This window comes from Streptomyces sp. NPDC048288 (assembly GCF_043201555.1).
GTDB lineage: Bacteria > Actinomycetota > Actinomycetes > Streptomycetales > Streptomycetaceae > Streptomyces.
This window is the reverse complement of sequence record NZ_JBICZD010000006.1, coordinates 419,191-445,642: the sequence shown is the minus strand read 5'-3', so window position 1 is coordinate 445,642 and position 26,452 is coordinate 419,191. Positions and strand designations below refer to the sequence as shown.

Below are 26,452 nucleotides of genomic sequence, written 5' to 3'. Positions count from 1 at the left end.
CGGAGCGTGGATCAAGGGGCTGACGTCAGACTTTCGTCATGGGTCGGCGCCCCGTTCCGGGGGTTCTCCCGGCCTACGGTCGGACCATGCGAGACGACGACCCACGGCTTCCCACCTCCCCCGGCTTCTGGCGCAGCCCGCTGCGCGGCACCTGGTTCACCTCGGTGCTCGGCCTCGTGCTGCTCGTCGGCATCACCGTCCTCTTCGTCACGGGACTGCTGTCGTACGCGGCCTACAACCCGAACCTGGCGCCGGTGAACGACCAGACCCCGGACAAGGGCATCCTCGGCTTCTACCTGTTCTCCTGGCCGACGAACCCCTCCTGGCTCTACCGGCTCACCCAGGGCCTGCACGTCACCCTCGGCATCGCCCTGATCCCGGTGCTGCTCGCCAAGCTGTGGTCGGTGGTCCCGAAGCTGTTCACGCTGCCCCCGGCCCGCTCCCTCGCGCACGCCCTGGAGCGGATCTCGCTGCTCCTGCTGGTCGGCGGCGGCCTCTTCGAGTTCACCACCGGCGTCCTCAACATCCAGCTCGACTACCTCTTCCCCGGCTCCTTCTACCCCCTGCACTTCTACGGCGCCTGGGTCTTCTTCGCCGCCTTCCTGGCCCACGCGGCCCTGAAGACCCCGGCGGCCGTCCGGGCGGTCCGTCAACGGCGTCAGGACGAGGCTCAGTTGGAGTCGCCACGGCCGACCGCGCCCACCGTCTCCCGGCGCGGGGCGCTGTGGTTCGTCTCAGGCGCCTCCCTGCTCCTGCTCGTCACCACGGCCGGGCAGAGCATCGGCGGCGCGTTCCGCCGTACCGCTCTGCTCGCCCCGCACGGCGGAGCCGACCCCGGCAGCGGCCCGAACGGCTTCCAGATCAACAAGACGGCCGCCTACGCCGGGATCGACACGCGGGAGACCGGGGCGGAGGCATGGCGGCTCGTCGTCACGGGACGCGACGGCCGCACCGTCCGCCTCACCCGCCCGGAACTCCTCCGACTGCCCCTGCACAGCGCCGCGTTGCCCATCGCCTGCGTCGAGGGCTGGTCGACCGCCGACCAGTGGTGGCGCGGGGTACGGCTGCGCGACCTCGCCGCCCTCGTCGGCTACGACGGCGACCCGCCGGACGTGCTTGTCGAGTCCCTGCAGCTCCACGGCGCGTTCCGGCGCGCGGCCCTGCGCGCCAACCAGGTCGCCGACCCGCGCTCCCTGCTCGCCCTCCAGGTGAACGGCGAGGACCTGTCCCCCGACCACGGCTACCCGGCCCGCGTGATCGTGCCCGCCGCACCCGGTGTGCTCAACACCAAGTGGGTGGCCCGGATGACCTTCGGAGACCTGTGATGCTCCCCCGCCCTGCCCTCGGCAGCCCCCTCCAACTCCTCCTCCTGGTCTGCTCGTTCGCGCTCGCCGCCTACGCCGGCGTCCGGCTGCTGGCCGGCGACTGGCTGGGCGTGGCCCTGTGGGTGGTGGGGGCGGCCCTGCTGCACGACCTGGTGCTGCTGCCGCTGTACTCGCTGGCCGACCGGGCGCTGGTACGGGGGCTGGGGGCCGCCGGACGCCGGGAGTGGGTGCTGTACGTCCGGGTCCCGGCCGCGCTCTCCGCGCTGCTCCTGCTGGTCTGGTTCCCGCTGATCAGCGGGGCGATGGCCGGGCACTACCGGTCGGCCACCGGCCTCTCCCCGGACGGCTACCTGACCCGCTGGCTGCTGATCACCGCCGTGCTCTTCGGCGGCTCGGCGCTGCTGCTGGCGCGCCGGCTGCGCAGGGCGGCGAAGCGGCGCCCGCCGGCCGCCCACTGACCCGCCGGCTCCCAGCCCCGCGCGTACCGCAGCAGGGCCGGGGTGCCGAGCCGCGCCCACAGGAACGGGGCGCCGACCGCGTCATGGGCGTCGCCGGTCAGGTGCACGTCGGCCCGTTCGTCGACGTCCACCGCGGCCGTCTCGGCGATCAACAGCCCTCCGGGTACCAGGAGTTGCGCCGCCCTGCCGAGCAGGGTGCCCGGGTCGCCGCCGATGCCGACATTGCCGTCCATGAGCAGGACGGTGCCCCAGCGGCCCTCACCGGGCAGCGGCTCGAACACCGAGCGGCGCAGCGCCTGGCCGCCGAGCCGCACGGTGTGCTCGACTGCGGCGGCGCTCACATCGATGCCGAGCACGGTACGGCCCCGGAACGCGAGTTCGGTGACAAGCCGCCCGGGGCCGCAGCCGACGTCGAGGACGGCGCCCTCGCAGCGGTCCAGGACCGCCCGGTCGACCGGGTCGGCCCGGGCGCACCAGCGCTCGACCTCCAGGGGCAGCAGCCACCCGTCGGTCCGCCTCAGGAACAGCGGACCCTGGCCGGCTCGCAGGGCGGCGGCGTACGGGTCGGCGGGGTCGGCGCCGGTCCAGGCGACGGCCGGCGGGACGGTCATCGGCGGCCCGTTCCGCTGTGCGCCGCGTACCGGGCGAGCGCGGCGGCGAAACGGCCGTGCGGAACGAGGGCGGCGACGGCCGCCGCGTCCGCCGCGGTGTCCACGTCCCGCAGCCGCGGCAGATCCCGTACCCGCAGCCCCGCCGCGACGAGCCGCCGCCGCTGCACGGCCCCCGTCTCCGGCACCGACATCGGCACCCCGCGCAGCAGCGCCGGATCCGGATCGGCCAGCCCCAGCGCCCAGAAACCACCGTCCTCGGCGGGCCCGAAGTACGCGTCGCACTCCCCGAAGTCCACGGCGAGAAGGGCCGGGGTGACCTGCGGGGTGTCCATGCCGATGAGCAGCGTCGGCCCGCTGCACCGGGCGAAGGCATCGGCGAGCCGCTCGTCCAGCCCCCCGGCACACTGCGGCACGACATCGAACCCCGGCGGCAGCCAGGGGCCGGGGGCGCCCTCCAGGGCCAGGACCCGGCGCGTCGCGGGCGTCTCCGCCACGGTCCACAGAGTGTCGGCGAGCGACGCCTCCGCGAGAGCGGCGGCCTGCTCGGCCGAGAACGGCGGCGTGAGCCGCGTCTTGACCCTGCCGGGACGGGGCTCCTTGGCGATGACGAGAAGGGTGGTCATGTGGGGTTCCTTGGCTGGTGCGGAGGGCTGGGGCTGGGGGCGGGGGGACGCTTACCGGCGCTGGCAGGGTGCCGCCCACGCTGAGAAGAAGCGGCGGCCGCAGCGCCCCTTCAGGGGCGCGGGGCTCTGTCGATGTGCGGCTCCGCCGCGTGGGCGCGATCAACCCCCACCCACCCGCACCCGAGCCGGCTCCCGCAGCACCCTCCCCATGTCCCGCACCGCCTGCCACGTGCCGAGCCACGTGCCCGTCACCTTGGAGGAACCGACACGCGGCCGGTAGGGCACGTCGTGCTCCACCACCCGCCACCCCGCGTCGGCGGCCCGCACCACCATCTGCAGCGGGTAGCCGCTGCGCCGGTCGTCGAGGTCCAGCGCCAGCAACCCCGCCCGACGGGCCGCCCGCAGCGGCCCGAGGTCGTGCAGCCGCAGCCCGGTCCGGCGCCGCAACATCCGCGAGAGCGCCAGGTTCCCGGCCCGGGCATGCGCCGGCCACGCCCCCCGCCCCTGCGGACGCCGCCGCCCCAGCACCAGGTCGGCGTCCCCGTCGGAGACTTCCCGCACGAACGGCACCAGGAGCCCCGGGTCCATCGAGGCGTCGCAGTCGCAGAAGCAGACGATGTCGGCGGTGGCCGCGGCCAGCCCCGCGTGGCACGCCGCGCCGAAGCCGCGCTGCGCCTCGTGGACGACGGTCGCGCCGAGCGCCCGGGCGACGTCCGCCGAGCCGTCGGTGGAGCCGTTGTCGACCACGAGGGCCCGCCAGCCCACCGGGATCCGGCCGAGCACCCAGGGCAGGGCCGCGGCCTCGTTCAGACAGGGAAGGACGACGTCCACGTCCGTCGACGGTGAGGAAGATGAGGTGGTCACGGCTTTCACCCTACGAACGCGAACCCGGCATACCGGGCGTCGGCGTCTTACGAAACGCGGACGTCGGACCCGGGCTCCCCGGCCCCGGGTTTCTTACGAAACGCGGACGTCGCGACCGGCCCCCACCCGCGGGCGCGACACCCGCGACGGCCCGGTGCGAGGGTGGAGGCATGCAGCAGCCGTACGAGCTCACCGCGGACCGGCCCACCACCGAATCCGCCCGGGTCCTGGTCGTCGACGACGACCCGACCGTCGCCGAGGTGGTCGCCGGGTATCTCGACCGCGCCGGTTACCTGGTCGACCACGCCGCCGACGGCCCCACCGCGCTGATCCGCGCCGCCGCCCACTGGCCGGACCTGGTCGTGCTCGACCTGATGCTGCCCGGCATGGACGGCCTGGAGGTCTGCCGACGGCTGCGCGACCGCGCCCCCGTCCCGGTGATCATGCTGACCGCGCGCGGCGACGAGGACGACCGGATCCTCGGCCTGGAGGTCGGCGCCGACGACTACGTCACCAAGCCCTTCAGCCCCCGGGAACTCGTCCTCCGGGTGGAGTCGGTGCTGCGCCGCAGCCGCCCCGCGCCCGCCGCGCACGCCCTGTCCACCGCCGGACTCACCCTCGACCCCGGCGCCCGCCGCGCCACCAAGGACGGCGTCGAACTCGCCCTCACCCTGCGCGAGTTCGACCTCCTCGCCTTCTTCCTGCGGCACCCGGGGCGGGCGTACGGCAGGGAGGACCTGATGCGCGCCGTGTGGGGCTGGGACTTCGGCGACCTGTCCACGGTCACGGTCCATGTCCGACGGCTGCGTGCCAAGGTCGAGGACGACCCGGCCCGGCCGAGCCTCATCCAGACGGTGTGGGGCGTCGGCTACCGCTTCGAGCCCACCGGACAGGGACCGGAGGATACGGCGGCAGAAGGGGAAGGGGTGGCCTGACATGCGAGACACCCTCCTCATCGCCCTGTACGCCTTCGCCGGGGCGGCCGGCACGGGCCTGCTGGGGGCGGCCGTGCTGCGCCTGCTGCGGCGCCGTTCGCTGACCGCGTCCGTCGCCGTCGTCGCGTCCGTCGGCGTGGTCGCGATGCTCGCCGGCACCCTCGCCGTGGCCTGGGCGATGTTCCTCTCCTCGCACGACCTGTCGGTGGTGACGACGGTCGTCGCGATGGCGGCCGCGGTGTCGCTGGCGACCGCGCTGATACTGGGCCGCTGGGTCGCCGCCCGCAGCCGTGAACTCGTCCTCGCGGCACGCTCGTTCGGCGAGGACGGCGACTTCGCCGCCCCTGTGACCCCGGCCACCGCCGAACTCGCCGAGGTGAGCCGCGAGCTGGCCGCCACCAGCGCGAAGCTCGCCGAGTCCCGGGAACGGGAACGCGCGCTGGAGACCTCGCGCCGGGAACTCGTCGCCTGGATCTCGCACGATCTGCGCACCCCGCTCGCCGGGCTGCGCGCCATGTCGGAGGCGCTGGAGGACGGTGTCGCCACCGACCCCGACCGCTACCTCAAGCAGATCCGCACCGAGGTCGAACGCCTCAACGACATGGTCGGCGACCTCTTCGAACTCTCCCGCATCCACGCCGGGACGCTCGCCCTCAGCCCGAGCCGGATGTCGCTGTACGACCTCGTCGGCGACGCCCTCGCGGGCGCCGACCCGCTCGCGCGCGAGCACGGCGTACGGCTGGTCGGCGACCGGGTGGAGCCGGTGCCGGTCGAGGTGGACGGCAAGGAGATGAGCCGGGTGCTGGGCAACCTGCTGGTGAACGCCATCCGCCGGACACCCCCCGACGGCACGGTCGCCGTCGCCGCCGAGCGCGGCCCCGAGGGGGTCGTCGTGTCCGTCACGGACGGCTGCGGCGGCATCCCCGAGGAGGACCTGCCCCGGGTCTTCGACACCGGCTGGCGCGGCAGCCACGCACGGACCCCACCGGCCGGCGCCGGACTCGGCCTCGCCATCGTGCGCGGGATCGTCGAGGCCCACCAGGGCCACGCCACCGTGCACAACATCCCCGGCGGCTGCCGCTTCGAGGTCACCCTGCCGACGGCGCCCTAACTCATCGCGAGCCCGCGAAGGCCGGGAGCCCGCGAAGGCTCATCGCGAGCCCGCGAAGGCTCATTCCGAGGCCGCGAACTCCCGCATCCCCTCCGCGAACCCGACCTCGGCCTTCCAGCCCAGCTCGGCCCGCAGCCGGGAGGAGTCGGCCGTGATGTGCCGTACGTCGCCGAGCCGGTACTCCCCGGTGACCACCGGCGTCGGGCCGCCGTGGGCCTCCGCCAGCGCGCGGGCCATCTCCCCGACGGTGTGCGGCTCGCCGCTGCCGGTGTTGTACGCGGTGAGCAGGCCAGGGGCCGCCCCCGCCTCCAGCGCCACCGCGTTGGCCGCGGCCACGTCCCGGACGTGCACGAAGTCCCGCCGCTGCCGCCCGTCCTCGTACACCCGCGGCGCCTCCCCGCGGGCCAGCGCCGAGCGGAAGAAGGAGGCCACGCCCGCGTAGGGGGTGTCGCGGGGCATCCGGGGGCCGTACACGTTGTGGTAGCGCAGCGACACCGCCGAACCGCCCGTCGACCGGGCCCAGGCGGCGGCCAGATGCTCCTGGGCCAGCTTGGTCGTGGCGTACACGTTGCGCGGATCGACGGGCGCGTCCTCGCCGACCAGTCCGGGCGTCAACTCGGCGCCGCACACCGGGCAGTTCGGCTCGAACCGCCCGGCGTCCAGATCGGCGGCCGCGCGCGGCCCGGGCCGTACGACACCGTGCCGCGGGCATGCGTACCGGCCCTCTCCGTACACCACCATCGAGCCGGCCAGCACCAGGTGCCGTACCCCCGCCTCGGCCATCCCGGAGAGCAGCACGGCCGTACCGAGATCGTTGCGGGAGACGTACTCGGCGGCGTCCCCGAACCCGACGCCGAGGCCGACCATCGCGGCCTGGTGGCAGACGGCGTCCACGCCCGCGAGCGCCCGCCCCACCGCCACCGGGCTGCGCACATCGGCGCCCGGATCGTCCCGCACGTCGAACACGACCGTCTCGTGCCCGCGCGCTGCCAGCGCCTCGACGACATGGGACCCGATGAACCCGGCACCGCCGGTGACCAGTACACGCATACGGCCACGCTAGGCCCGCACGGGCGCCGGACCACGTGCCCACACCCGTACGTCACGACTCCGTAAGACGATCCCGTTCCCTTCCGCCGTGGGTCGTTGAATTCGGCGCGGCCGACGCCGGTGCATGATGGCGGCCGGAGATCCGGATTTCCCGTCGTACACGAAACGCCTGCGGAAGAGAGACAGGAATGTATTCGCGCTTCGTACGGAGATGGTCCGTGACCGGGTCCGCCCTCGCCGTACTCGCTCTGGCGCCGGGCTGCAGCACCCTGGCGGAGGGCGACCTGCACGTCCACGCGTCGCCCGCGCATGCGTCGTCCGCGTCGCCGTCGCCCGCGTCCTCCGGGCCGACCCCGGTCTCCCCGTCACCGGCGCTCACCGGCCCCGCCACCGCCGACCTGCGGGATCCGGCGGAGGTGACGAGCGTGGACGGGCTGCTGAAGACGCGGATCGTCGTCGAGCGGAAGAAGGTCGACCTCGCCGGCCGACGGCTCTGGGCGCTGACCTACAACGGTCAGTACATGCCGCCCACGCTGCGGCTGAGGCCGGGGGACCGCATGGACGTCGAGTTCGAGAACCGGCTGGACCAGCACACGAATCTGCACGTCCACGGAATGCATGTCTCGCCGTCCGGGAATTCCGACAACATCTTTCTGAGTATCGCCCCCGGCAAGACGTTCCACTACGCCTACCGATTCCCGAAGAACCTCGCTCCCGGCACCTACTGGTACCACCCGCACCCCGACATGGACTCCGCGGCACAGACCGCCGGGGGCATGTCCGGCATCATCGTCGTGGACGGGCTGGAGCAGTACCTGCCGTCCGGGCTGCGGCATCTCACCGAACACGTCATCGCGCTCAAGGACTTCCAGATCGTCCGCGACCGGATCAAGACGCAGAACCTGAAGATGGGGGCGCCGACCACCCGCACCGTCGACGGGCAGCTCAACCCGAGGATCGCGATCCGGCCCGGGGAGACCCAGCTGTGGCGGCTGGCGAACATCGGCGCCAACATCTTCTACAAGGTGGCCCTGAAGGGACAGAAGTTCCACGTCGTCGCCCAGGACGGCTTCCCGGTCAACACGGTCTACCAGGCCGACTCGCTCATCATTCCGGCCGGTGCGCGCTACGACGTGCTCGTGCAGGGCGGTCCCCCGGGAACACGGCTCCTGGAGACCCTGCCGTACAACACGGGCAAGGCCGGCAACCAGTTCCCGCAGGCCACCCTCGCCACCGTGCGGTCCACCGGCGAGCCGATGACCGCCCAGCCCCTGCCGACCGCCTTCGCCCCGGCCCAGGACCTGGCCGCGGCCCGGGTCGCCGCCCGGAAGACGATCACGTACACCGAGAACAAGGCGGGCACCAAGTTCTACGTCAACGGCAAGCGGTTCGACCTGCATCGCGTCGACTTCCGGTCCCGGCTCGGCACCGTCGAGGAGTGGAACCTCCGCAACGACACCGACGAGGTCCACTCCTTCCATCTGCACACCGACGACTTCCAGGTGATGAGCATCAACGGCAGGCCGCAGCGGAACTACGGCTTCCAGGACACCGTCGACATCCCGCAGCGGGGCCGGATGGTGATCCGGGTCCGGTTCGCGGACTTCGCGGGCCGGACCGTGCTCCACTGCCATGTCCTCAACCACGAGGACCTGGGCATGATGTCGGTGCTCCAGATCGACAAGTAGCCACCGGACCACCCGGAACCCAGGTCCAAGTGCCGAGAAGGGTTCGGACCGTGGGCGGGTCCCGGCCGCGGACCGCGTCACTGGCGAAGGAGGGCGTGCCCCGACGGTTCGAGGCGGAGGGCGTGCCCGTCTCCCTGGTCCTTCGGGGGCGGGAACTGTTCGCCGTCCACGACGTGTGCTCGCACAGCGCGGTCTCGCTCTCCGCGGGCGAGGTCGAGGTCGACAGGTGCACGGTCGAGTGCTGGCTGCACGGCTCCCGGTTCGACCTGCGCACCGGGCGCCCGCTCGACCCGCCGGCCACCCGTCCCGTCCCCGTGTATCCGGTGCGGGTGGCGGACGGACGTGTGTACGCCCGTCTGGCACCGCCGAGCGCGGGATGACCCGGCCATCGGACGACCCGGCGGCGGAGCGGGCGGACGCGGCCCGCGACCGTGCCCGGCCGCTGGCGGCGGCCGCCCGGCTGGTGGCCGACCGGGGAGCCGGGAACGTGACCATGGACGCGGTCGCCCACGAGGCCGGCGTGGGCAAGGGCACGCTCTTCCGCCGGTTCGGCGACCGGTACGGACTGCCGCCGGCACTGGTCGACCAGGTCGAGGCGGACTTCCACGAGGCGTACACCTCCGGGCCCCCGCCGCTCGGGCCGGGCGCACCGCCCGGCGACCGGCTGACCGCGTTCGGCTGCGCCCTGATCGACCGCGTCGCCGACGCCACCGACCTGGGACCCGCGCTCGGCCGCCGGGTCCCCTGCGACCGCCGCCGCATCTCGCCCTACGGCCGCCCCTTCCACGCCCACATCTCAGCCCTCCTGCACGAGGCGGGAGTCCAGGCCGACCACGACCTGCTCGCCCACGCCATGCTCGCCTTCGTGAACCTCGAAACCCTGGACCACCTGCGCGAGGAGCCCCACGTCAGCACCGAGCGCCTGCGCCACACCTGGACGGACCTGGTACGCCGGGTGGCCGCCCCGCAGCCGGGGTGACGGGCGCCCTCCGCCGTCGGGACCGGAGACGCGGCGGGAGCGGTGGCGCCCAGCGCGGCGCTCTTCAGTGCCGTGACGCGCCCGATGACGAGCCCCACCAGCACGGCCGCCGTGTCCGGTTCCGTGACCGGTAGTGCTCGTCGACGTGCGGCGGCACCTGTCACTCCGGTGTCGGCCACGGTCTGTGCGGAGGTCCGCGGCGCTTCAAGGCTTCAAGGACGGGGTCCGACAGGGGAGTTCGGCGGCCCGGACGGATCGTGGGAGAGCTGTTCAAATGCGTCTCGGCACGTGTGTGCCTAGGCTGGAAGGCGGTCGAGTTCCTCATCGGATTCCTCATCGGATTCCTCATCGAGCAAGGCGTGGCGAGGAGGCTGAGTGCGATGGCGAAAGTGCTCTTCATCGTGAGCGGGGCGACGTATTGGGTCCTCAAGGACGGCACGAGATACGCGACCGGCTACTGGGCCGAGGAATTCGCGATGCCGTACAAGAAGATCACGGAGGCCGGCCATGACGTCGTCGTCGCGACGCCGGGCGGTGTGACCCCGAACGTCGACATGATGAGCCTGCGCCCGTCGATGGCGGGCGGTGAGGAGGGCGCCCTCGAACTGGAGGCCATCATCCGTTCCGCGGAGGTGATGCGGCGGCCTCTCAAGCTGTCGGACGTCCGCCTGGAGGACTACGACGCGGTGTACCTGCCCGGCGGCCACGGACCGATGGCGGACCTGGCCTTCGACGCCGACGTCGGCCGGCTGCTGACGGCACAGCTCGCCTCCGGCAGGCCGCTCGCCATCGTCTGCCACGCCCCCGCGGCGATCCTGGCCACCAGGATCCACGGTGAGTCGCCCTTCGCCGGGTACCGGATCACCTGTTTCACCGACGAGGAGGAAGCAGCCGTCGGCCTGGCCCCCAGGGCGCCGTGGCTGCTGGAGACCGAGCTGAAGGAGAAGGTCGGCATCGACTTCAGCCGCGGTCCGATCTGGGAGCCGTACATGGTGGAGGACCGCAACCTCATCACCGGTCAGAACCCGCACTCGTCCGCGGTCCTCGCGGACCGGCTGCTCGTGCTCCTCAAGTGAGCGCGGCGTCGGCCGGGTCCGGCGGACTGGTCGGTGGTCAGAACGGCAGGTCGATCCAGGTGCCGTTCTGCGCCACGCGCAGGCATCCGGTGAGTCCGGCGTCGTCGAACGCGTTCGCGATGTCGGCGCGCTCCTCGCTGAAGTGGGCCCAGCCGTCGCAGTGGGCGGGAACCACGACGGGCGCGCCCAGCACCGACGCGGCGGCGCTCGCCCGCTCCGCGGACAGCGTCAGCGGGCGCCCGCGCATCTTGGCAGGAACGCGGGCCGCCCCCATGAAGAGAACCGCGACATGGATCCGCGGCAGGCGCCGGGCGATCTCGGCGACGACACCCACGGAGGCGTTGTCACCGCTGACGTAGACGGTCGGCAGGCCGTCGCCGCTCAGGACGAAGCCGGTCACCTCGCAGTTCACGTGCCCGTCCTGGTCGCGCTCCCCGTCGTCCGGCCCGTGCTGGGCCGGAACGGCGGTGATGTCGAGCGCCCCGCCGTCGGGCCGGACGACGCGGGCGGTCTCCCAGTTCGCGAGCGCCTGCGCGGGTGCGCCCGGCCGCCCGGCCGCGGCAGAACCGGTCAGCACGAGCGGAGCCCGGAGCGCGAAAGCCCGTCCCCTGGTGTCCAGGTTGTCGGGGTGCGGGTCATGGCTGACCAGTACGGCGTCGACGGCACCGAGGTCCGCCTCGGTCGCCGCGGGGCCGGCCGTCTTGGTCAGACAGCCGTGGGCGCCCGCTTCGTCGAACGTCGGATCGCACACCAGGCGCAGCCCGCCGATGTCGATGACGGTGGTCGGCCCGCCCAGCACCGCAACGGCACAGGGCCGGCGTTCAGGACCGACAGTGTGAGCCATGACCGCACCTCGCTGATGACGTGGACCGCCGACGGTGGACTCCAGGCTTCCTCACCGACGGCGGGCGGGCACGGCGAACGACCGCCCGGACGCTGTCGGCGCGGTGCGGCGAGCGCGGTGCGGCGAGCCTCGTGCGGTACCGGACGTCCCCGGCGCGGATGCGATCGCCCTCCGGGTGCGAGACGGTGGAGCGGCACAACGTTTCCGGGCGCCGAACCGGGCCGACGGGCTCCGGCCCCGGCCGGCACGGCCGTCGACGGGGCCGGGAGTCTCGGGGCCGGAGGGCGATCCGCCATGGAATACCTCGTCACCATGACCACCCGCGTCCCGGAGGGAACCTCTCCGGAGGAGGTCGACGACGTCCGCGCGCGTGAGGCCGCCAACTCCCGCGGGCTCGCGGCGGCGGGCCACCTGCTGAGGCTCTGGCGGCCGCCGTTGCGGCCCGGCGAGTGGCGCACCCTCGGGCTGTTCGCCGCCCCGGACGCGGCACGCCTGGAGGACCTCCTCGCCGCCATGCCGCTGCGTGTCTGGCGCAGCGACGAGGTCACACCGCTCACCCCGCACCCGAACGACCCGGGCCCGGCCTCGCGAGGGGCGGCGGGCGCGGCCCGGGAGTTCCTGGTCGCCTTCGCCGCCGAGGGCGCCCCGTCGCGGGCGTTGGCGGACACGGCCCCGGCGGAGGCGGCCCGTGCGAAGGAGCTGGCCGAAGAAGGCCACTTGGTCCGGCTGTGGCAGACCCCGGGCGACAGGGCGCTCGGCCTGTGGCGCGCCCGTGACCCCGCCGACCTGCGGATCGTCCTCGACTCGCTTCCCCAGGCGCCGTGGCTCTCCACGGAGACGACACCACTGACCGAACACCCGAACGATCCCGGGCTCGGGCCGCGCGAGGGCTGACGGCCTCGGCGCGGGGGTACGACCTTGTCCGCGCCGCCGACGGAACGAACAAGGTCAGGCGCGCGTGCCCTGGCGGGGGCCGCCGTACTCGGCGTCGCCGACGTGCTCCAGCCAGTCGACGTCGTCCGTCTCCCACAGGGCGATGTGCGTCATGAAGTGGTCGGGCGCGGCGCCGTGCCAGTGCTCCTCGCCCGGCGGAGTCCAGACCACGTCGCCCGGACGGGCTTCGAGGATCTCTCCGCCGCGGGACTGGATCAGGGCGATGCCCTCGACGATGTAGAGGGCCTGGCCCAGACCGTGGGAGTGCCAGGCGGTCCGCGCACCGGGGGAGAAGCGGACCGTGTTGGCCCGGACACGGGAGGGATCCTCGCCGCGGTGGAGGACGTCGGCCCATGCGTCCCCGGTGAACCACTCGGCCGGCAGTTTGACCGTCGGCTGCTTCTTCAACAGTTCCATCGTGAAACGTCTCTTTCGTGCTGGTGCGGTCAGGCGGCCGGGCCGTTCTCCAGGACGGGCGCCGGCACGATCAATGGAAGCGCTGGTCACACGGATGAGGAAGGCAAGGCTGTTCCAGGTAGGGGCAGTACCCCCCTCCTGGGCGGCGGCCCAAATCCGGATGCCTGGCGCGGGCACGGTCGGCTACCGTCCTCTCCGTGCAGGTGCGCAGGCCCAGGACGCCTTACGTCTCCGCCGCCGACCCTGATCTCCGCACCGGCTACCAGTAGTGGCGTCGGCCGGCGACCGCGTGGCCGAGCGAGCCGAGGACGAACAGGACGAGCCCGATCACGAGCAGGATGACGTGTCGGCCGCTGATGGTGGGGTGAGGGTGGCCCGCCCGGGTTCTTCAGCTGGTCAGCAGGCGGTTGAAGAACGAGCGGTAGTGGCGGAGCGCCGTACGCGGCGCTTCGGTGTCGGCGTCCCCGCCTCGGCTCCACTGCTCTTCGAGCTCCTTCCGGTGCTGGTCGAACGTCGCGGCGAGCGTCCGCATGACGTGGGCGACCAGGCTGTCCGCGGCCTGCACGGTAAGGAGACGGTTGGCCGCGCCGTGGGCAACGAGCGGATGACGGCCGAAGGGCAGGCTAAGAAGTCGAAGGGCGCGGCCCGTCAGGCCAAGGAGAAGACGAAGGACGTCTTCAAGCGCTGACAAGTCGACCACCGGGCGGGCTCTCCCTTCGGAGGCCCGCTCCTTCGTACCGCCACGTCGTCCGTCTCCTGGTCCAGGAGGGGCCAGGGGCCCGATGAATGCGGTGATCCCGGCCCTGTGCATCTCGTCGGTCTCCTCGCGCGGGCGGGAATTTGCCTCCGGGGCACATTCGACGAAGCCCGGACCGCACCCGCGTGAGGTTTACGTAACTCCCCTTTAGTCCCGATGAATTGGTTCGGCAATCGCCGCTGGCTGAAGTAGTGGTCACACGCAGCGGCGAGGGGTGAGGAACCCGGCGCCAGGCATGGAGGATGTCATGCCCGAGATGTATTTCGACGTGCGCTGGCCCGATGGTGACGTCCAGCGCTGCTATTCCCCCTCCACGGTGATCGAGGACTACTTCACGGTGGGCACCGAGTACACGGTGGACGACTTCCTGGAGCGCAGTCGGACGGCGCTCGGAATCGCCGGTGAGAGGGTACGGGAGAAATTCGGTTTCTTCTGCACCGGTGCCTCCGGTCAGCTGGAGCGGCTTGAGGAGACGGCCCGTGTCCGCGCCTTCCCCGCCGAGGGCCGGATCCTGGTCGAGGCGCTCCTCAACGCGGACGGAACCCCACGATGACCCCCGTACCCCGGCTCGACGGAGCCCTCCCCCAGAGTCTGAAGGACCTGGGCGGTACCCCCATCGCGGCGGTCGTGATAGGCGGCGGCCAGGCGGGACTGTCGGTCAGTCACTGCCTGGGCGAGCGCGGTGTCGACCATGTGGTGATCGAGGCCCACCGCGTCGGGCACGAGTGGCGCGAGCGCCGCTGGGACTCCTTCTGCCTGGTGACCCCCAACTGGCAGTGCAGGCTGCCCGGTCACCCCTACACCGGCAGCGACCCCGACGGCTTCATGGTCCGCGACGACATCGTGCGCTACCTGGAGGAGTACGTCGCCGCCTTCCGGCCGCCGCTGGTGGAAGGCGTGTCGGTGACCCGGCTGCGCCGGTCGGCGCACGGCGTCTTCGAAGTCACCACCACGGCAGGGGAGTTCACCGCCCACCAGGTCGTCGTCGCCACCGGCCCCTATCACACGCCGAAGCTGCCCCGGACGGCCGAGCGACTGCCCGCCGCCATCGAGCAGTTCCACTCCTCCGGCTACCGCAACCCGGACCAACTCCCCGACGGCGCCGTCCTCGTGGTCGGCACGGGACAGTCCGGCTGCCAGATCGCCGAGGACCTCCACCTCGCCGGCCGCCAGGTCCACCTCGCGGTCGGCAGCGCGCCGCGCGTCGCCCGCTTCTACCGGGGCCGCGACTGCGTGGCCTGGCTCGACGACATGGGCCACTACACCAAGAACATCGACGGCTTCGACGACGCCGACGCGGTGCGGCTGCGGGTCAACCACTACGTCACCGGCCGCGACGGAGGCCGCGACATCGACCTGCGGGCCTTCGCCCGCGACGGGATGCGCCTGTACGGCCGCCTCACGGAGGTCGAGGGACCGGTGCTGGAGTTCGCCGACGACCTCAAGACCAACCTCGACCACGCCGACGGGGTGGCCGAGAGCATCAAGGACGCCATCGACGCGCACATCGAGGCGGCCGGCATCCCGGCGCCGACCGAGGCCCGCTACCGGCCCGTGTGGCAGCCGGACGACCAGCCGGGCGTCCTCGACCTCACCGAGGCCGGTGTCACCTCCGTCGTCTGGGCCACCGGCTTCGCCCGCGACCACCGCTGGATCGAGATCCCCGCCTTCGACGGCCGCGGCTACCCCATGCACCGGCGCGGCGTCGGCAGCGTTCCCGGCCTGTACTTCCTGGGCCTGCCCTGGCAGTACACCTGGGGCTCGGGCCGGTTCGAGGCGGTGGGACGGGACGCCGAGTTCCTCGCCGACCACATCGACGCCTCGCGCCGCCTGGCCGACGTCTGCGGCACCCTCACCGGCGCGCCCAGCGCCCTAGCCTCCGCCCTCCCGATCGGCTGAAGGGCCCCTGCGGACCATGGTCTTCGACGCCCACCGGCACATCGGTGTCCTGCCCGCCCATCCCTTCTACGGCGGCCCGCCCGTCCACCCCGACACCACCGCCCGCGCCACCATCAAGCAGCTGATCGCCGACCTGGACGCCGAGGGCACCGAACGCGCCCTGGTCATCCCCAACTACGGAGTCCCCGACCCCGCCATCGCCTTCTCCTTCAACGAGTTGGCGATCGAGGCCGCCCAGTCCGACGACCGGATCCGGGCCGGCCTGTGGGTCTCACCGCGCCCCGAGGACGAGCAACGCACCGCGCAGGCACTGGCGTTGGCGGGCGAGCCCGGGGTGAAGGCGCTCAAGCTGAGCTTCCTGCTCGGCGGCCGTCCCACCGACCCGGCCTGCCGCCCGCCGCTGGACCGTATCTTCGCCACCGCGGCCCGGCACGGGCTGGTGGTCCACGTCCACACCTCGCCCGGCGCCGCCTCCGACATCGACGAGGTCGGCCACCTCGTCGACTGGTACGCCGACCGGGTCCCCGTCCATCTCGTGCACTTCGGCGGCGGGATGAGCGGTCACATCAAGCTCGCCGGCTCCCGGTTCTTCGACTGGATCACCGCCGGCAAGCGCGTCTACACCGACCTCTCCTGGGCCATCGGCTTCCTGCCGTACTGGCTGGCCCGGGAGATCGAGCAGCGCGGCATCGGCCACGACCGCGTGCTCTTCGCCAGCGACCAGCCCTGGGGCGACTTCACCGGCGAGTACGCCCGGCTCGCGGCCGCGACCGGCGGCGGCGAACTCGCCGACCTCGTCTTCCGCGACACCTTCGCCGCCCTCTACGACTGACCGACGCCCCTCGCCGACCACCCCCTCGCCAACCACCGCCTCGCGCAAGGAGATCCCCGTGTCCGAAACCGCCGCCCAGCTCAGCGACGTCGAGCAGAAGTCCCTCGACGAGATCCCGCACCCCTCCCTCCCCGAGGGCTCCAGCATCTACGGCTCCACCAAGGTCTTCCCCGACTACCAGGCCGAGGACGGCGAGACCTACTTCACCCTCGTCCACGGCATCGCCCACGAGTCCTCGGTGTCCTTCGTCGCCGTGCTCCAGGCGACCCGCGCCCTGCGCAAGGGCTTCGAGACCGCCATCTACTTCTACGGCCCCGGCTCCCTCAACTGCCTGGCCACCCGCGGCTTCCCGACCACCGGCAACTCCGCCTTCCCCGGCGAGCACAACATCAACAACCAGCTCAAGACGTTCATCGCCGAGGGCGGCAAGGTCTTCTGCTGCCGCTTCGGCCTGTCGCTGCACGGCGCCCGCGAGGAGGACCTCATCGAGGGCGTCATCCCCACCCACCCCCTGGACGTCCAGGACGCGCTGATCCACTACGCGCGCAAGGGCGCCATCATCAACTCCACCTACCAGCTGTAGGGAGACCCCGCGATGAGCACCGGCACCGGATCGACGGTGGATGTGCGGATCATGACCCGCGCCGAACTCGCCCTGCACGGAATCGCGTTGGACACGCCCGTGCGACGGCCCGACGGCGCGGGACCCAGCGACGACGGACACGTCCTCGTCGACGGTGCCGGTGCCGCGCTTCCCCGCAACCCCGACAGCCCCTACCGGGTCCGCGACGGCAGGGTGTGGCTGGGCGAGGAGACCGGACAGCTCACGGACACCGGCCTCACCCTCACCCCCGTACAGCGCCCGGGGTTCTACGACCTCACCACCGCCGACGGCGTCCCGTACGAGCACATCGCCCGCCTGCACGGCGCCGACGTCCTCGCCACCACCGTCGTCCAGACCTGTATCCGCTACGCCGAGTCCGACCGCTGCCGCTTCTGCACCATCGAGGAGTCACTGCGCTCCGGTGCCACGGTGGCCGCCAAGACCCCGGCGCAGCTCGCCGAGGTCGCCGAGGCCGCCGTACGGCTCGACGGCGTCCGGCAGATGGTCATGACCACCGGCACCACCACCGGCCCGGACCGCGGCGCCCGCAACCTCGTACGGTCGGTGCGCGCCGTCCTGCGGGCCGTCCCCGGCCTCCCCGTCCAGGTCCAGTGCGAACCGCCCGCCGACCTCGCCTGGATCCGCGCCCTGCACGATGCCGGGGCCACCGCGATCGGCATCCACGTCGAGTCCCTGGACGACGCGGTGCGCCGCCGCTGGATGCCCGGGAAGTCGACCGTCCCGCTGGCCGAGTACGAGGCCGCCTGGGACGAGGCGGTCCGCGTCTTCGGACCCAACCGCGTCTCCACGTACCTCCTCGTCGGCCTCGGCGAGAACCCGGACGAACTCATCGCGGGCGCGGGCGAGTTGATCCGACGGGGGGTGTACCCCTTCGTCGTCCCCTTCCGCCCGATGGGCGGCACCCTCGCCGCCCGCGAGGGGATCAGGGCCCCGAGTGCGGAGCTGCTGCGGTACGTCACCGAGGGCGTCGCCGCCGGGCTGCGGGCCGCCGGGATGCGCGGCGCCGACCAGAGGGCGGGGTGCGCGGCCTGCGGGGCGTGCAGCGTGCTGTCGACGGCGGGCGGGTGAGGGGAGTGCTGCTCGACGGATCCCCGGAGCCGGCCCTGGAGCGGCCGTACGACATCCTGGCCCTGCTGGGCGACCGGAACACCCTCGCTCGCACGGCCTCCTTCCGAGTCGAAGAGGCAGGCACACAAGCTGAATTGGCGGACTACCGGCGGCTGCGCCGGGACGTGTTCGTGCACGAACAGGGGCTGTTCGACGGCCACGACCTGGACGATCGGGACGCCGACCCGCGGACCCTGGTGCTGGTCGCCAAGGACGCCGCGGGCACGGTCCTCGGCGGGGTGCGGCTGGGGCCCGTGGCGGACGGCCCGGACCTCGGCTGGTGGGCGGGCGGCCGGCTCGTCGTCGCGCCGGGCGCCCGCGGCCCCTGGGGCATCGGCGCCGCGCTGGTACGGGCCGCGTGCGCGCGGGCCGAGGCCGAGGGCGTGCTGCGCTTCGACGCGACCGTCCAGGTGCGGAGCGAACCCCTGTTCCGGCGGCTCGGCTGGCGTTCCGTACGCGCGGTCGAAGTCGCCGACACGCCGCACACGCTGATGCGCTGGCCCATCGGGCGCATCGCGGCCCAGGCGGCGGCGGTGAAGTCCGCCCTCGGTCCGCTGCTGGCGGGCCTGCGCGAGCCGGCGGCCCGTGCCCGGCGGCGGGACCCGGTCGGCGGGGCCCTGCCCGGGGCACGGGCCGCCCTCGGCGGCGGGGGATTCGTCGGCGACGACGGCGCGCCCGTGCCCGGCACCGACGTGATCGCCGCGTGCGACGCGATCGTGCCGTCCATGGTCGAGCGCGACCCCGGCTGGGCGGGCTGGTGCGCCGTCCTCGTCAACGTCAACGACCTTACGGCGATGGGTGCTTCACCCCTCGGACTGCTGGACGCGGTGGGTGCGCGGGACGCCGCCCATGCCGCCCGGGTGCTGGACGGACTGGCGCGGGCGGCGCGGGCGTACGACGTCCCGGTGCTCGGCGGCCACACCCAACTCGGCGTCCCCGCCGCCCTCTCCGTGACCGCGCTGGGCCGGACGGCGCGTCCGGTGCCGGGCGGCGGCGGACGCCCTGGGCACGAGGTGCGGCTGACCGCCGACCTCGGCGGCGGCTGGCGCGCGGGCTACCGGGGCCGCCAGTGGGACTCGACGAGCCACCGTCGTACGGCCGAACTGCGCGCCATGACCGGCGCGGTGGCCGTCGCCCGGCCCGCCGCGGCCAAGGACGTGTCGATGGCCGGGATCGCAGGCACCCTCGGCATGCTCGCCGAGGCGAGCGGCTGCCGGGCGGTGCTCGACGTGGCCGCCGTACCGCGACCGCCCGAGGCCACCGTCGGCGACTGGCTGACCTGCTTCCCCGGCTACGCGATGCTCACCGCCGACGGACCGGGCGCCCCGCCGCTGCCCGCCGGACCGGCCACGGGCGCCGTGTGCGGCGCGCTGACCACAGGAGAAGGCGTCGGGCTGCGCTGGCCCGACGGCGAGATCACCGAAGCGGTCGCCTCAGGAGTGACCGGGATGGGAGCCGCATGAGCACGCTGCGGATGGCCGCCGTCGCCGCCGAGTTCGGCCGGGACCTGGAAGAGGACTTCACGATCGCCGAACGGCTGATCAAGGAGGCACGGAAGCAGGACGTACGGCTGCTGGCCCTGCCGGAGGCGTGCCTGGGCGGCTACCTGCTCAGCCTCGACGACTCCGCGGAACTCGACGAGGGCCCGCCCGCCCTCGCCCTGGACGGCCCCGAGATCCGCCGACTGGCCGCGCTGGCGGGGGAGATGACGGTGGTGGCGGGCTACTGCGAGGCGGACACCGACGGCAACCGCTACAACAGCGTCGTCTGCGTCACCGGCGACGGTGTCCTCGGCAACCACCGCAAGGTGCACCAGCCGCTGAGCGAGGACGCCTCCTACGCCTCCGGCGACCGCTTCCACGCCTTCGACACCCCGGTCGGCCGGATCGGGATGATGATCTGCTACGACAAGGCGTTCCCGGAGTCCGCCCGGGCGCTGGCACTGGACGGCGCCGAGATCGGGGTGTGCGTGTCGGCCTGGCCGGGCGCCCGCACCAACGCCGTCGCCGACCTCGAACAGGACCGCTGGAAGCGCCGCTTCGACCTCTTCGACCGGGCCCGCGCCCTGGAGAACCAGATCGTGTGGCTGTCGGCCAACCAGGCGGGCACCTTCGGGTCGCTACGCTTCGTCGGCAGCGCTAAGGTCGTCGACCCCGGCGGCGAGATCCTCGCCGACACGGGCGTCACGGCCGGCATCGCCGTCGCCGAACTCGACGTCGCCCAGGCCCTTCGGACCGCCCGCCGGTCGATGGGGCACCTGCGCGACCGGCGGCCCGAGACCTATACGTACGCGGGAGCAGTCAGCACATGAGCACCGTCCGGATCGCGGCCGCGGCCGCCCACTTCGGCCGCGACCTGGAGTTCGACCTCGCCCGCATCGCCAAGCTGATCGACGACGCGCGCGCCGCCGGCGCCGGACTGCTGGTCCTGCCCGACGCGTCCCTCGGCGGCTACCTCGCCGACCTGCGCCACCCCGACCCCGAGGCCCTGCCCCCGGCGCTCAAGCCCGACGACCCGCTGATCCACCAGGTGGCCCGGCTGGCCGCCGAGATGGTGGTGTGCGTCGGCTACTGCGAGGACGCCGGCGACGAACGCCACAACGCGGCCGTCTGCGTCAGCGGCGACGGCGTCCTCGGCCGCCACCGCAAGGTCCACCTCCCGGCCGGCGAGACCGCCGCCTACACGCCCGGCGACCGCTTCGACGCCTTCGACACCCCCGTCGGCCGCCTCGGCATGCTCATCGACTACGACAAGACCTTCCCGGAGTCCGCCCGCTCCCTCGCGCTGGACGGCGCCGAGATCCTCGCCTGCCTCTCCGCCTGGCCCACCTCCATCACCAACCGCGCCCCGCGCATGGCCCAGGACCGCCAGGCCAGGCTCTTCGACCTCTACGACCAGGCCCGCGCCGCCGAGAACCAGCTCGTCCTCGCCTCCTCCAACCAGACCGGCGCGATGGGCGGCATGCGCTTCCTCGGCCAGGCCAAGGTCGTCGGCCCCGGCGGCGACATCCTCGCCCGCACCTGGTCCAAGGCGGGCCTCGCGGTGGCCGAGGTCGACGTGGCCGCCGAGATCGACCGCGCCCGCCGCGTCCTGCGCCACCTCGACGAGCGCCGCCCCTCCGCCTACCGCGAGAACCCGTCGTAACCTGCCCCCGGGAGCACCCTCGTGAAGATCGCCCTGCTCAGCTACTCCACCAGGCCGCGCGGCGGCGTCGTGCACACCCTCCACCTCGCGGAGGCCCTGGCGGCGCTCGGCGAGGACGTCACGGTGTGGACCCTGGGCCGGGGCGGCGACACCGGCTTCTTCCGGCCGGTGAGTCCGGCCGTACGACTCCGGATCGTGCCGTTCGCCGACGGCCCCGCCGACGAGACCGTCGGCCGGCGCGTCCTGCGCTCCATCGCCACCCTTCGCGACGCCTTCGACCCCGCCCCCTACGACATCGTCCACGCCCAGGACTGCATCAGCGCCAACGCCGTGGGCCCCTGCGTCCGCACGGTCCACCACATCGACCACTTCACCACCCCCGAACTGGCCGCGTGCCATGAGCGGGCCATCGTCGAGCCGTACGCGCACGTCTGCGTGTCGACGGCCGTGGCGGGGGAGTTGCGTGAAGGCTGGGGGCTGACCGCGGAGGTGATCCCCAATGGCGTGGCCTACGACCGTTTCGCGGCCACCGACCCGACGGCGAGGGCGAGTTGGCGCTCCCGCCTGGGCCGTTACCTCCTGACCGTCGGCGGTATCGAACCGCGCAAGGGCTCCCTCGACCTGCTGGAGGCGTACGCGCTGCTGCGCGCCGACCACCCCGGTGTACGGCTGGTGATCGCGGGCGGCGAGACCCTCTTCGACTACCGCGACTACCGCACCCGCTGGGAGGCCCGGGCCGCCGAACTCGGCGTGGAACCGGTCGTGTTGGGCCCGGTACCGGACTCCGACCTGCCCGCCCTGGTGGCGGCCGCCGACGCCTTCGCCTTCCCCTCCCGCAAGGAAGGCTTCGGCCTCGCCGCCATGGAAGCCCTCGCCGCCGGCGTCCCCCTGGTCGTACGGGACCTGCCCGTCCTGCGCGAGGTCTTCGGCCCCGCCGCCCGCTTCGCCACCACGCCGGCCCAGCTCGCCGCCGGACTCGGCCACGCCCTCACGGCCGAGGACCCGGCCAGGCGGGCCGCCGGACGCGAGCTGGCCGCCGCCCACACCTGGCCCGAGGCGGCCCGGCGGCACCTGACCCTGTACCGCTCGCTCAGCGGGCGGCGGCGAAGTCCTGGGTCCAGTAGCCGCCGGGCTGGGCGAGACCGACGCCGATCTCCTTGAACGCGCAGTTGAGGATGTTGGCCTTGTGGCCGGGGCTGGCCATCCAGGCCGCCATGACCTGTTCGGGAGTGGCGTAGCCGTAGGCCACGTTCTCGCCGTAGGTGCTCCAGGTGTACCCGGCGCCGGTGATCCGGTCCCCGGGCGAGGAGCCGTCGGACCCGGTGTGCGACATGTTCTGGTGCAGCGCCATGTCCGCACTGTGTGCCTGTGCAACCTTCGACAGGGTCGTGTTCACGGTCAGGGCGGAACAGCCGACCTTGCCGCGCTCGGCATTGACGAGTGCCACGACGCGGGCGACGACGCCGGACGCCGTGCCGGTGGTCTTCGGGGTGCTCGACGCGCTCGGCGTGCTCGACGGCTTCGGGGCCGCGGCAGAGGCGGCGGCGGTGGTGGTGTTCCGGGCGCTGGGCGACGCGGTGGCCCTCGGCTTCGGCGCGGTGGTCTTCCTGGCGCTCGCGGGGGCGTGCGGAGTCTTCTTCCTGGCGCTCGGGGTCTTCGTGGCGCTCGGTGTCGCCGATGCCGTCGACGAGGGCTCGCCGGTCTGGACGGCGTCCCAGGGACGGCCCCAGCTCGCGTCGTTCCACCAGCCCTTCTTGTTCCACGAGGCGTTCGTCGCGCTGTTCGCGGCACTGTCGGACCGGCCGTCACCACTGCCGGGCCAGTTGGTACAGGCCATGGCGGCGGACGGTATGCCCACGGCGCCCACGGCGACGGCAGCGATGACTATCCGCCGGTACTGCGTGTTCTTACGATGTCTGCCCATGCGTAACCCGCTCCTGAACTGCGGCGTCGTCCTGCGGGTCGCCATTGTTAAGACGCCCTTGGAAGGAGCGCAAAGGGCGTCTGTACTAGCTCGCTTAGTAGGCTTGCGCGGCTCTTGCCGGGGGAGTGGGGGATGCCGGTGCGGCCTCCGGGACCTCCCCGGAGATCTGTCGCCCCGTCAGAATCCCTGTGTGCGCGCAGAACGGATGAAAGTAGTTCGCGGACGGAAAGCCGTGAATCCACGCGTGATCCTTGTGCACCCCAAGCCGGACAAATCCTTTATGTCGTCAGAGTGCCTTCTACTATCCGGTACGGCTAGGTCCGGGATCAGCTGTGATGGATGTCACGCAACCATTCGTTCCCTGGACGGGCATGGGGCGGGTGGCGATCACCCGCTTCATGACGATCGTCGAGGACAGCTGGTTGACGTTGGGCAGTGTGGCCAGCTTCTCCTCGAAGAGGCGCTGGTAGGCATCGAGGTCCTCGGTCACCACCCGCAGCAGGTAGTCGGGGGTGCCGAACAGGCGCTCCGCCTGGATCACCTCGGGGATGGCCGCCAGTCCTTCGTCGAAAGCCGTGAGCTGCTCGCGGTCGCCGTGGCGCAGGTGCACGAAGACCAGCACCTCGAAGCCCAGCCCGACGGCGGCGCCGTTGAGGGTGGCGTGGTAGCCGCTGATCACGCCACTGCGTTCCAGCTCTCGCAGTCGGCGCTGGCAGCGGGACACGCTCACCCGCACCTTTTCGGCCAGCTCCGTGATCGTCTGCCGGCCGTCCCGCTGGAGCTCCGCAAGAATTTCGCGGTCGATGTCGTCCATGCGACGAATCCTCGCACAAAGGCCCCCAGGCGGCGAAACAAGGCAAACACCTGGCGGGGAATCCCGCCTACTCTTCGCGTCATGAGCAGCTCGAACAGCGATATGTCCGGTGAAACGAACCCCCTGTGCCAGGTCGGCCTGGACCGGCTCCGGCTGCGCACGAGCGAGAAATGGCAGGTGTACCCCCGCACCGTGCTACCGCTGTTCGTGGCCGAGATGGATGTGCTGCTCGCGGAACCGGTGGCCCGGGCCCTCACGGACGCGGTCACCCGTGGCGACACCGGCTACCCGGCGGGCACCGCGTACGCCGAGGCGCTGGCGGAGTTCGCCCGTGAGCGGTGGGGCTGGGACGGCATCAGCGTCCGGCGCACCGCGATGATGCCGGACGTGATGCGCGGCATCGTCGAGGTGCTCGACGTGATCTCCTCACCTTCCGACGCCGTGGTGGTCAACTGCCCTGTCTACGCGCCCTTCTACCACTTCGTGGAGCACACGGGCCGGCGGATCGCGGAAGCCCCGCTGGGCGATGACCGGCGCATCGACCTCGCCGCTCTGGAGGAGGCGTTCGCGCGTGCCGCCCAGCACGGCCCACGGCCGGTCTACCTGCTGTGCAACCCGCACAACCCCATCGGGACCGTGCACACCGCCGGCGAACTCACCGCCGTCGCCGCCCTGGCCGCCCGGCACGGCGTCCGCGTCGTCTCCGACGAGATCCATGCCCCCCTCGTCATGCCGGGGGCTGTGTTCGTGCCGTACCTGAGTGTTCCGGGCGCCGAGAACGGCATGGCACTGATGTCGGCGTCGAAGGCGTGGAACCTTGCCGGCCTCAAGGCCGCCGTCGCCCTCGCCGGCCCGGCCGCCGCCGACGACCTCGCCCGGATCCCCGCCTGGGTCCAGGAAGGCCCCAGCCACCTCGGCGTCATCGCCCACACCGCGGCCCTGCGCGACGGCATCCCCTGGCTCGACGACCTGCTGGACGGCCTCGACGCCAACCGCGGACTCCTCGTCGACCTCCTTGCGGAACACCTGCCCGGCATCCGCTACCGGCCCGGGGAGGGTACCTACCTCGCCTGGCTGGACTGCCGGCAGCTCGGCCTGGGCGACGACCCCGCAGCCGTCTTCCTCGAACACGGCGAGGTCGCCCTCAGCTCCGGCCCCGCCTTCGGTACCGGCGGCGCGGGACATGCCCGGCTGAACCTGGCCACCTCACCCGAACTGCTCACCGAAGCGGTCCGGCGCATGACCGCGGCGACACGCGCAGCCGCGACAGGCTAGGCGCACTTGCCGCCCTGCCGGATGTCCAGACGGACCGGCCCCCGGAGGACGGGGCTGCGCCGGTACGGCGGCGGGTCGGCGACCAGGGCGGGCCCGTCGAGGCGGCGAGCCAGTTCGGTCAGCGCGATCTGGGTCTCCCGGCGGGCCAGCGGGCCGCCGAAGCAGAGGTGGATGCCGCTGCCGAAGCCGAGGTGCTGGTTGTCGGTCCGGTCGGGGTCGAAGCGGTCGGGATCGTGGAAGCGGTCCGGATCACGGCTGCCGGAGGCCAGCATCAGCATGATCTGGGAGCCCTTGGGGATGACGGTGTCGCCGACCGTGATGTCGCTGTACGCGGCCCGCCAGGGAATGATGTGCACCGGCGGTTCGTAGCGCAGCAGTTCCTCGACCAGCGGGACGACCAGATCCGGGTCGTCGCGCAATCGGCGCAGCACGTCCGGGTGGCGCAGCAGCGTCAGCATGCCGTTGGTGATCAGGTTGACGGTGGTCTCGTGACCGGCGACGAGGAGCAGTTTGGCGGTGGCGACGATGTCGGCGTCGGTCATCCGCCCGTCGGGCCCGTCGTCGTTGGCCAGCCGTGACAGCAGGCCGTGTCCCGGTCGGCCGTGGCGCTGCGCCACCAGCTCACCGAGGCGCCGGCGCAGATCCTCGCGGGCCCGCACGCCCCTGTCCCGTTTCTCCTTCGGGTCGGTGGCGGGGTCGTAGTCGACCGAGTCCATGATGTCGTGCACCCAGCGGTGGAACCTCGGCTCGTCCTCGCGTGGCACGCCGAGCACATGGCAGGTCACGGCCAAGGGGAGCGGGAAGGCGAAATCGTCGACGACGTCGATCCGTTCCTGGTCCGCGAGGCCGTCGACCAGCCTTCCGACGGTGGCGGTCAGGAAGCCTTCGAGCCCGTTCACCAGCCCAGGGGTGTGCGGGGGGCCGAACTGCCGCATCGCCAGCCGCCGCAGCCGGTCGTGCTCGGGCGAGTCCATGTGGATGAACGACGAAGGGGGTTCGTCCGAGGGCAGCGGACCCGACAGGTTGCGCACGTCGGAACTCAGATGCGGGTCGTTCAGTACGTCCGTGATCTCGCGATGGGTGCTGATGACATAGCTGCCGTCCTGCTGCCGGGCCACCGGTGTCTCGCGCAGTTCGGCGTACAGCGGGTAGGGGTCGGCG

General features: G+C 72.7%; 29 protein-coding genes and 1 pseudogene. 20 read left to right on the top strand and 10 right to left on the bottom strand.

The genetic code is table 11. The annotated features are described in order from the left end of the window. Positions 1-86 precede the first annotated feature (86 nt). Together ACGFZS_RS24010 and ACGFZS_RS24005 are read left to right on the top strand one after the other, a co-directional pair. On the top strand, positions 87-1,325 hold the full coding sequence (locus tag ACGFZS_RS24010; protein ID WP_393796831.1) for a molybdopterin-dependent oxidoreductase: 1,239 nt from the start codon (positions 87-89) through the stop codon (positions 1,323-1,325). After that, positions 1,325-1,783 carry a hypothetical protein gene (locus tag ACGFZS_RS24005; RefSeq protein ID WP_393796830.1) on the top strand — a complete coding sequence of 153 codons (459 nt, stop codon included), beginning with the start codon at positions 1,325-1,327 and terminating at the stop codon, positions 1,781-1,783. The genes ACGFZS_RS24010 and ACGFZS_RS24005 overlap by 1 nt, the downstream gene beginning before the upstream one ends. Here the strand turns inward: ACGFZS_RS24005 and ACGFZS_RS24000 are convergent. From ACGFZS_RS24000 to ACGFZS_RS23990, 3 genes are all read right to left on the bottom strand, one after another. Beyond that, positions 1,672-2,394 (bottom strand): class I SAM-dependent methyltransferase, encoded by a 723-nt coding sequence (locus tag ACGFZS_RS24000; protein ID WP_393796829.1) that lies wholly within the window; start codon positions 2,392-2,394, stop codon positions 1,672-1,674. The two genes, ACGFZS_RS24005 and ACGFZS_RS24000, sit on opposite strands and share 112 nt — an antisense overlap. Next, on the bottom strand, positions 2,391-3,017 hold the full coding sequence (locus ACGFZS_RS23995; protein WP_393796828.1) for a DUF2064 domain-containing protein: 627 nt from the start codon (positions 3,015-3,017) through the stop codon (positions 2,391-2,393). Before ACGFZS_RS23995 ends, ACGFZS_RS24000 begins: the two co-directional genes overlap by 4 nt. Positions 3,018-3,176: 159 nt before the next feature. Beyond that, complete coding sequence (locus ACGFZS_RS23990; protein ID WP_393796827.1) at positions 3,177-3,890, bottom strand: glycosyltransferase family 2 protein; 714 nt, start codon at positions 3,888-3,890, stop codon at positions 3,177-3,179. Between the two features lie 161 nt (positions 3,891-4,051). On the opposite strand from ACGFZS_RS23990, the gene ACGFZS_RS23985 reads away from it, so the two are divergent. Both ACGFZS_RS23985 and ACGFZS_RS23980 read left to right on the top strand, forming a co-directional pair. Continuing rightward, a complete protein-coding gene (locus ACGFZS_RS23985) occupies positions 4,052-4,816 on the top strand; it encodes a response regulator transcription factor (RefSeq protein WP_393796826.1) in 765 nt (254 codons plus the stop codon). 1 nt (position 4,817) lies between these two features. After that, the gene (locus ACGFZS_RS23980; protein WP_355707478.1) at positions 4,818-5,927 is read left to right on the top strand and encodes a HAMP domain-containing sensor histidine kinase; all 1,110 of its coding nucleotides are present in this window, start codon (positions 4,818-4,820) and stop codon (positions 5,925-5,927) included. A 60-nt stretch (positions 5,928-5,987) separates the two neighbouring features. Here ACGFZS_RS23980 and ACGFZS_RS23975 read toward each other — a convergent pair whose 3' ends face one another. After that, positions 5,988-6,977 carry an NAD-dependent epimerase/dehydratase family protein gene (locus ACGFZS_RS23975; RefSeq protein ID WP_393796825.1) on the bottom strand — a complete coding sequence of 330 codons (990 nt, stop codon included), beginning with the start codon at positions 6,975-6,977 and terminating at the stop codon, positions 5,988-5,990. Positions 6,978-7,195: 218 nt separating this feature from the next. On the opposite strand from ACGFZS_RS23975, the gene ACGFZS_RS23970 reads away from it, so the two are divergent. The 4 genes from ACGFZS_RS23970 (at position 7,196) to ACGFZS_RS23955 (ending at position 10,720) form a co-directional block, all read left to right on the top strand. Continuing rightward, positions 7,196-8,665, top strand: a complete 1,470-nt coding sequence (locus ACGFZS_RS23970) for a multicopper oxidase family protein (RefSeq protein WP_393796824.1) — start codon at positions 7,196-7,198, stop codon at positions 8,663-8,665. 95 nt (positions 8,666-8,760) lie between these two features. Further along, positions 8,761-9,045: a non-heme iron oxygenase ferredoxin subunit gene (locus ACGFZS_RS23965; protein WP_393796823.1), complete on the top strand. Its 285-nt coding sequence runs from the start codon at positions 8,761-8,763 to the stop codon at positions 9,043-9,045. Further along, entirely contained in the window at positions 9,042-9,644 is a 603-nt protein-coding gene (locus ACGFZS_RS23960) for a TetR/AcrR family transcriptional regulator (RefSeq protein ID WP_393796822.1), read from the top strand. The genes ACGFZS_RS23965 and ACGFZS_RS23960 overlap by 4 nt, the downstream gene beginning before the upstream one ends. A gap of 380 nt (positions 9,645-10,024) precedes the next feature. Beyond that, a complete protein-coding gene (locus tag ACGFZS_RS23955; RefSeq protein ID WP_393796821.1) occupies positions 10,025-10,720 on the top strand; it encodes a type 1 glutamine amidotransferase domain-containing protein in 696 nt (231 codons plus the stop codon). A gap of 37 nt (positions 10,721-10,757) precedes the next feature. Here the strand turns inward: ACGFZS_RS23955 and ACGFZS_RS23950 are convergent, their stop codons facing one another. After that, positions 10,758-11,564 (bottom strand): MBL fold metallo-hydrolase, encoded by an 807-nt coding sequence (locus tag ACGFZS_RS23950; RefSeq protein WP_393654079.1) that lies wholly within the window; start codon positions 11,562-11,564, stop codon positions 10,758-10,760. A 294-nt stretch (positions 11,565-11,858) separates the two neighbouring features. Here ACGFZS_RS23950 and ACGFZS_RS23945 point away from each other — a divergent pair, with 294 nt between their 5' ends. After that, entirely contained in the window at positions 11,859-12,458 is a 600-nt protein-coding gene (locus tag ACGFZS_RS23945; RefSeq protein WP_393796820.1) for a muconolactone Delta-isomerase family protein, read from the top strand. A gap of 54 nt (positions 12,459-12,512) precedes the next feature. Here ACGFZS_RS23945 and ACGFZS_RS23940 read toward each other — a convergent pair whose 3' ends face one another. Beyond that, complete coding sequence (locus ACGFZS_RS23940; RefSeq protein ID WP_393654075.1) at positions 12,513-12,914, bottom strand: cupin domain-containing protein; 402 nt, start codon at positions 12,912-12,914, stop codon at positions 12,513-12,515. Between the two features lie 259 nt (positions 12,915-13,173). Continuing rightward, positions 13,174-13,257 (bottom strand): annotated as a pseudogene (locus ACGFZS_RS23935) (DUF6131 family protein); the annotation flags it as partial. Positions 13,258-13,449: 192 nt separating this feature from the next. On the opposite strand from ACGFZS_RS23935, the gene ACGFZS_RS23930 reads away from it, so the two are divergent. The 10 genes from ACGFZS_RS23930 to ACGFZS_RS23885 all read left to right on the top strand — a co-directional run bounded on the left by ACGFZS_RS23930 (position 13,450) and on the right by ACGFZS_RS23885 (position 22,439). Continuing rightward, positions 13,450-13,602 carry a CsbD family protein gene (locus ACGFZS_RS23930; RefSeq protein ID WP_393797015.1) on the top strand — a complete coding sequence of 51 codons (153 nt, stop codon included), beginning with the start codon at positions 13,450-13,452 and terminating at the stop codon, positions 13,600-13,602. A 316-nt stretch (positions 13,603-13,918) separates the two neighbouring features. Beyond that, positions 13,919-14,224, top strand: coding sequence for an MSMEG_0570 family nitrogen starvation response protein (locus tag ACGFZS_RS23925; protein WP_359225799.1), 306 nt, complete (start codon positions 13,919-13,921; stop codon positions 14,222-14,224). Further along, positions 14,221-15,570: an MSMEG_0569 family flavin-dependent oxidoreductase gene (locus ACGFZS_RS23920; RefSeq protein WP_393796819.1), complete on the top strand. Its 1,350-nt coding sequence runs from the start codon at positions 14,221-14,223 to the stop codon at positions 15,568-15,570. Before ACGFZS_RS23925 ends, ACGFZS_RS23920 begins: the two co-directional genes overlap by 4 nt. A 16-nt stretch (positions 15,571-15,586) precedes the next feature. After that, a complete protein-coding gene (locus ACGFZS_RS23915) occupies positions 15,587-16,402 on the top strand; it encodes an amidohydrolase family protein (RefSeq protein ID WP_393796818.1) in 816 nt (271 codons plus the stop codon). 58 nt (positions 16,403-16,460) lie between these two features. Continuing rightward, entirely contained in the window at positions 16,461-16,985 is a 525-nt protein-coding gene (locus ACGFZS_RS23910) for an MSMEG_0572/Sll0783 family nitrogen starvation response protein (RefSeq protein ID WP_393654069.1), read from the top strand. Positions 16,986-16,997: 12 nt separating this feature from the next. Continuing rightward, positions 16,998-18,095: an MSMEG_0568 family radical SAM protein gene (locus ACGFZS_RS23905; RefSeq protein WP_393796817.1), complete on the top strand. Its 1,098-nt coding sequence runs from the start codon at positions 16,998-17,000 to the stop codon at positions 18,093-18,095. Continuing rightward, on the top strand, positions 18,065-19,597 hold the full coding sequence (locus ACGFZS_RS23900) for an MSMEG_0567/sll0787 family protein (protein WP_393796816.1): 1,533 nt from the start codon (positions 18,065-18,067) through the stop codon (positions 19,595-19,597). The genes ACGFZS_RS23905 and ACGFZS_RS23900 overlap by 31 nt, the downstream gene beginning before the upstream one ends. Continuing rightward, positions 19,594-20,445 carry a carbon-nitrogen hydrolase family protein gene (locus tag ACGFZS_RS23895; protein WP_355707409.1) on the top strand — a complete coding sequence of 284 codons (852 nt, stop codon included), beginning with the start codon at positions 19,594-19,596 and terminating at the stop codon, positions 20,443-20,445. Before ACGFZS_RS23900 ends, ACGFZS_RS23895 begins: the two co-directional genes overlap by 4 nt. Next, entirely contained in the window at positions 20,442-21,278 is an 837-nt protein-coding gene (locus tag ACGFZS_RS23890; protein ID WP_393796815.1) for a carbon-nitrogen hydrolase family protein, read from the top strand. Before ACGFZS_RS23895 ends, ACGFZS_RS23890 begins: the two co-directional genes overlap by 4 nt. A 21-nt stretch (positions 21,279-21,299) precedes the next feature. Then, complete coding sequence (locus ACGFZS_RS23885; RefSeq protein WP_393796814.1) at positions 21,300-22,439, top strand: MSMEG_0565 family glycosyltransferase; 1,140 nt, start codon at positions 21,300-21,302, stop codon at positions 22,437-22,439. On the opposite strand, the gene ACGFZS_RS23880 is transcribed toward ACGFZS_RS23885, so the two are convergent. Beyond that, positions 22,369-23,202 carry a CAP domain-containing protein gene (locus tag ACGFZS_RS23880; RefSeq protein ID WP_393796813.1) on the bottom strand — a complete coding sequence of 278 codons (834 nt, stop codon included), beginning with the start codon at positions 23,200-23,202 and terminating at the stop codon, positions 22,369-22,371. The two genes, ACGFZS_RS23885 and ACGFZS_RS23880, sit on opposite strands and share 71 nt — an antisense overlap. A 301-nt stretch (positions 23,203-23,503) precedes the next feature. After that, entirely contained in the window at positions 23,504-24,016 is a 513-nt protein-coding gene (locus ACGFZS_RS23875) for an Lrp/AsnC family transcriptional regulator (protein ID WP_393796812.1), read from the bottom strand. 81 nt (positions 24,017-24,097) lie between these two features. On the opposite strand from ACGFZS_RS23875, the gene ACGFZS_RS23870 reads away from it, so the two are divergent. Then, the gene (locus tag ACGFZS_RS23870) at positions 24,098-25,291 is read left to right on the top strand and encodes a MalY/PatB family protein (protein ID WP_393796811.1); all 1,194 of its coding nucleotides are present in this window, start codon (positions 24,098-24,100) and stop codon (positions 25,289-25,291) included. On the opposite strand, the gene ACGFZS_RS23865 is transcribed toward ACGFZS_RS23870, so the two are convergent. Beyond that, complete coding sequence (locus tag ACGFZS_RS23865) at positions 25,288-26,409, bottom strand: cytochrome P450 (RefSeq protein WP_393797014.1); 1,122 nt, start codon at positions 26,407-26,409, stop codon at positions 25,288-25,290. The genes ACGFZS_RS23870 and ACGFZS_RS23865 overlap by 4 nt on opposite strands. Positions 26,410-26,452 lie beyond the last annotated feature (43 nt).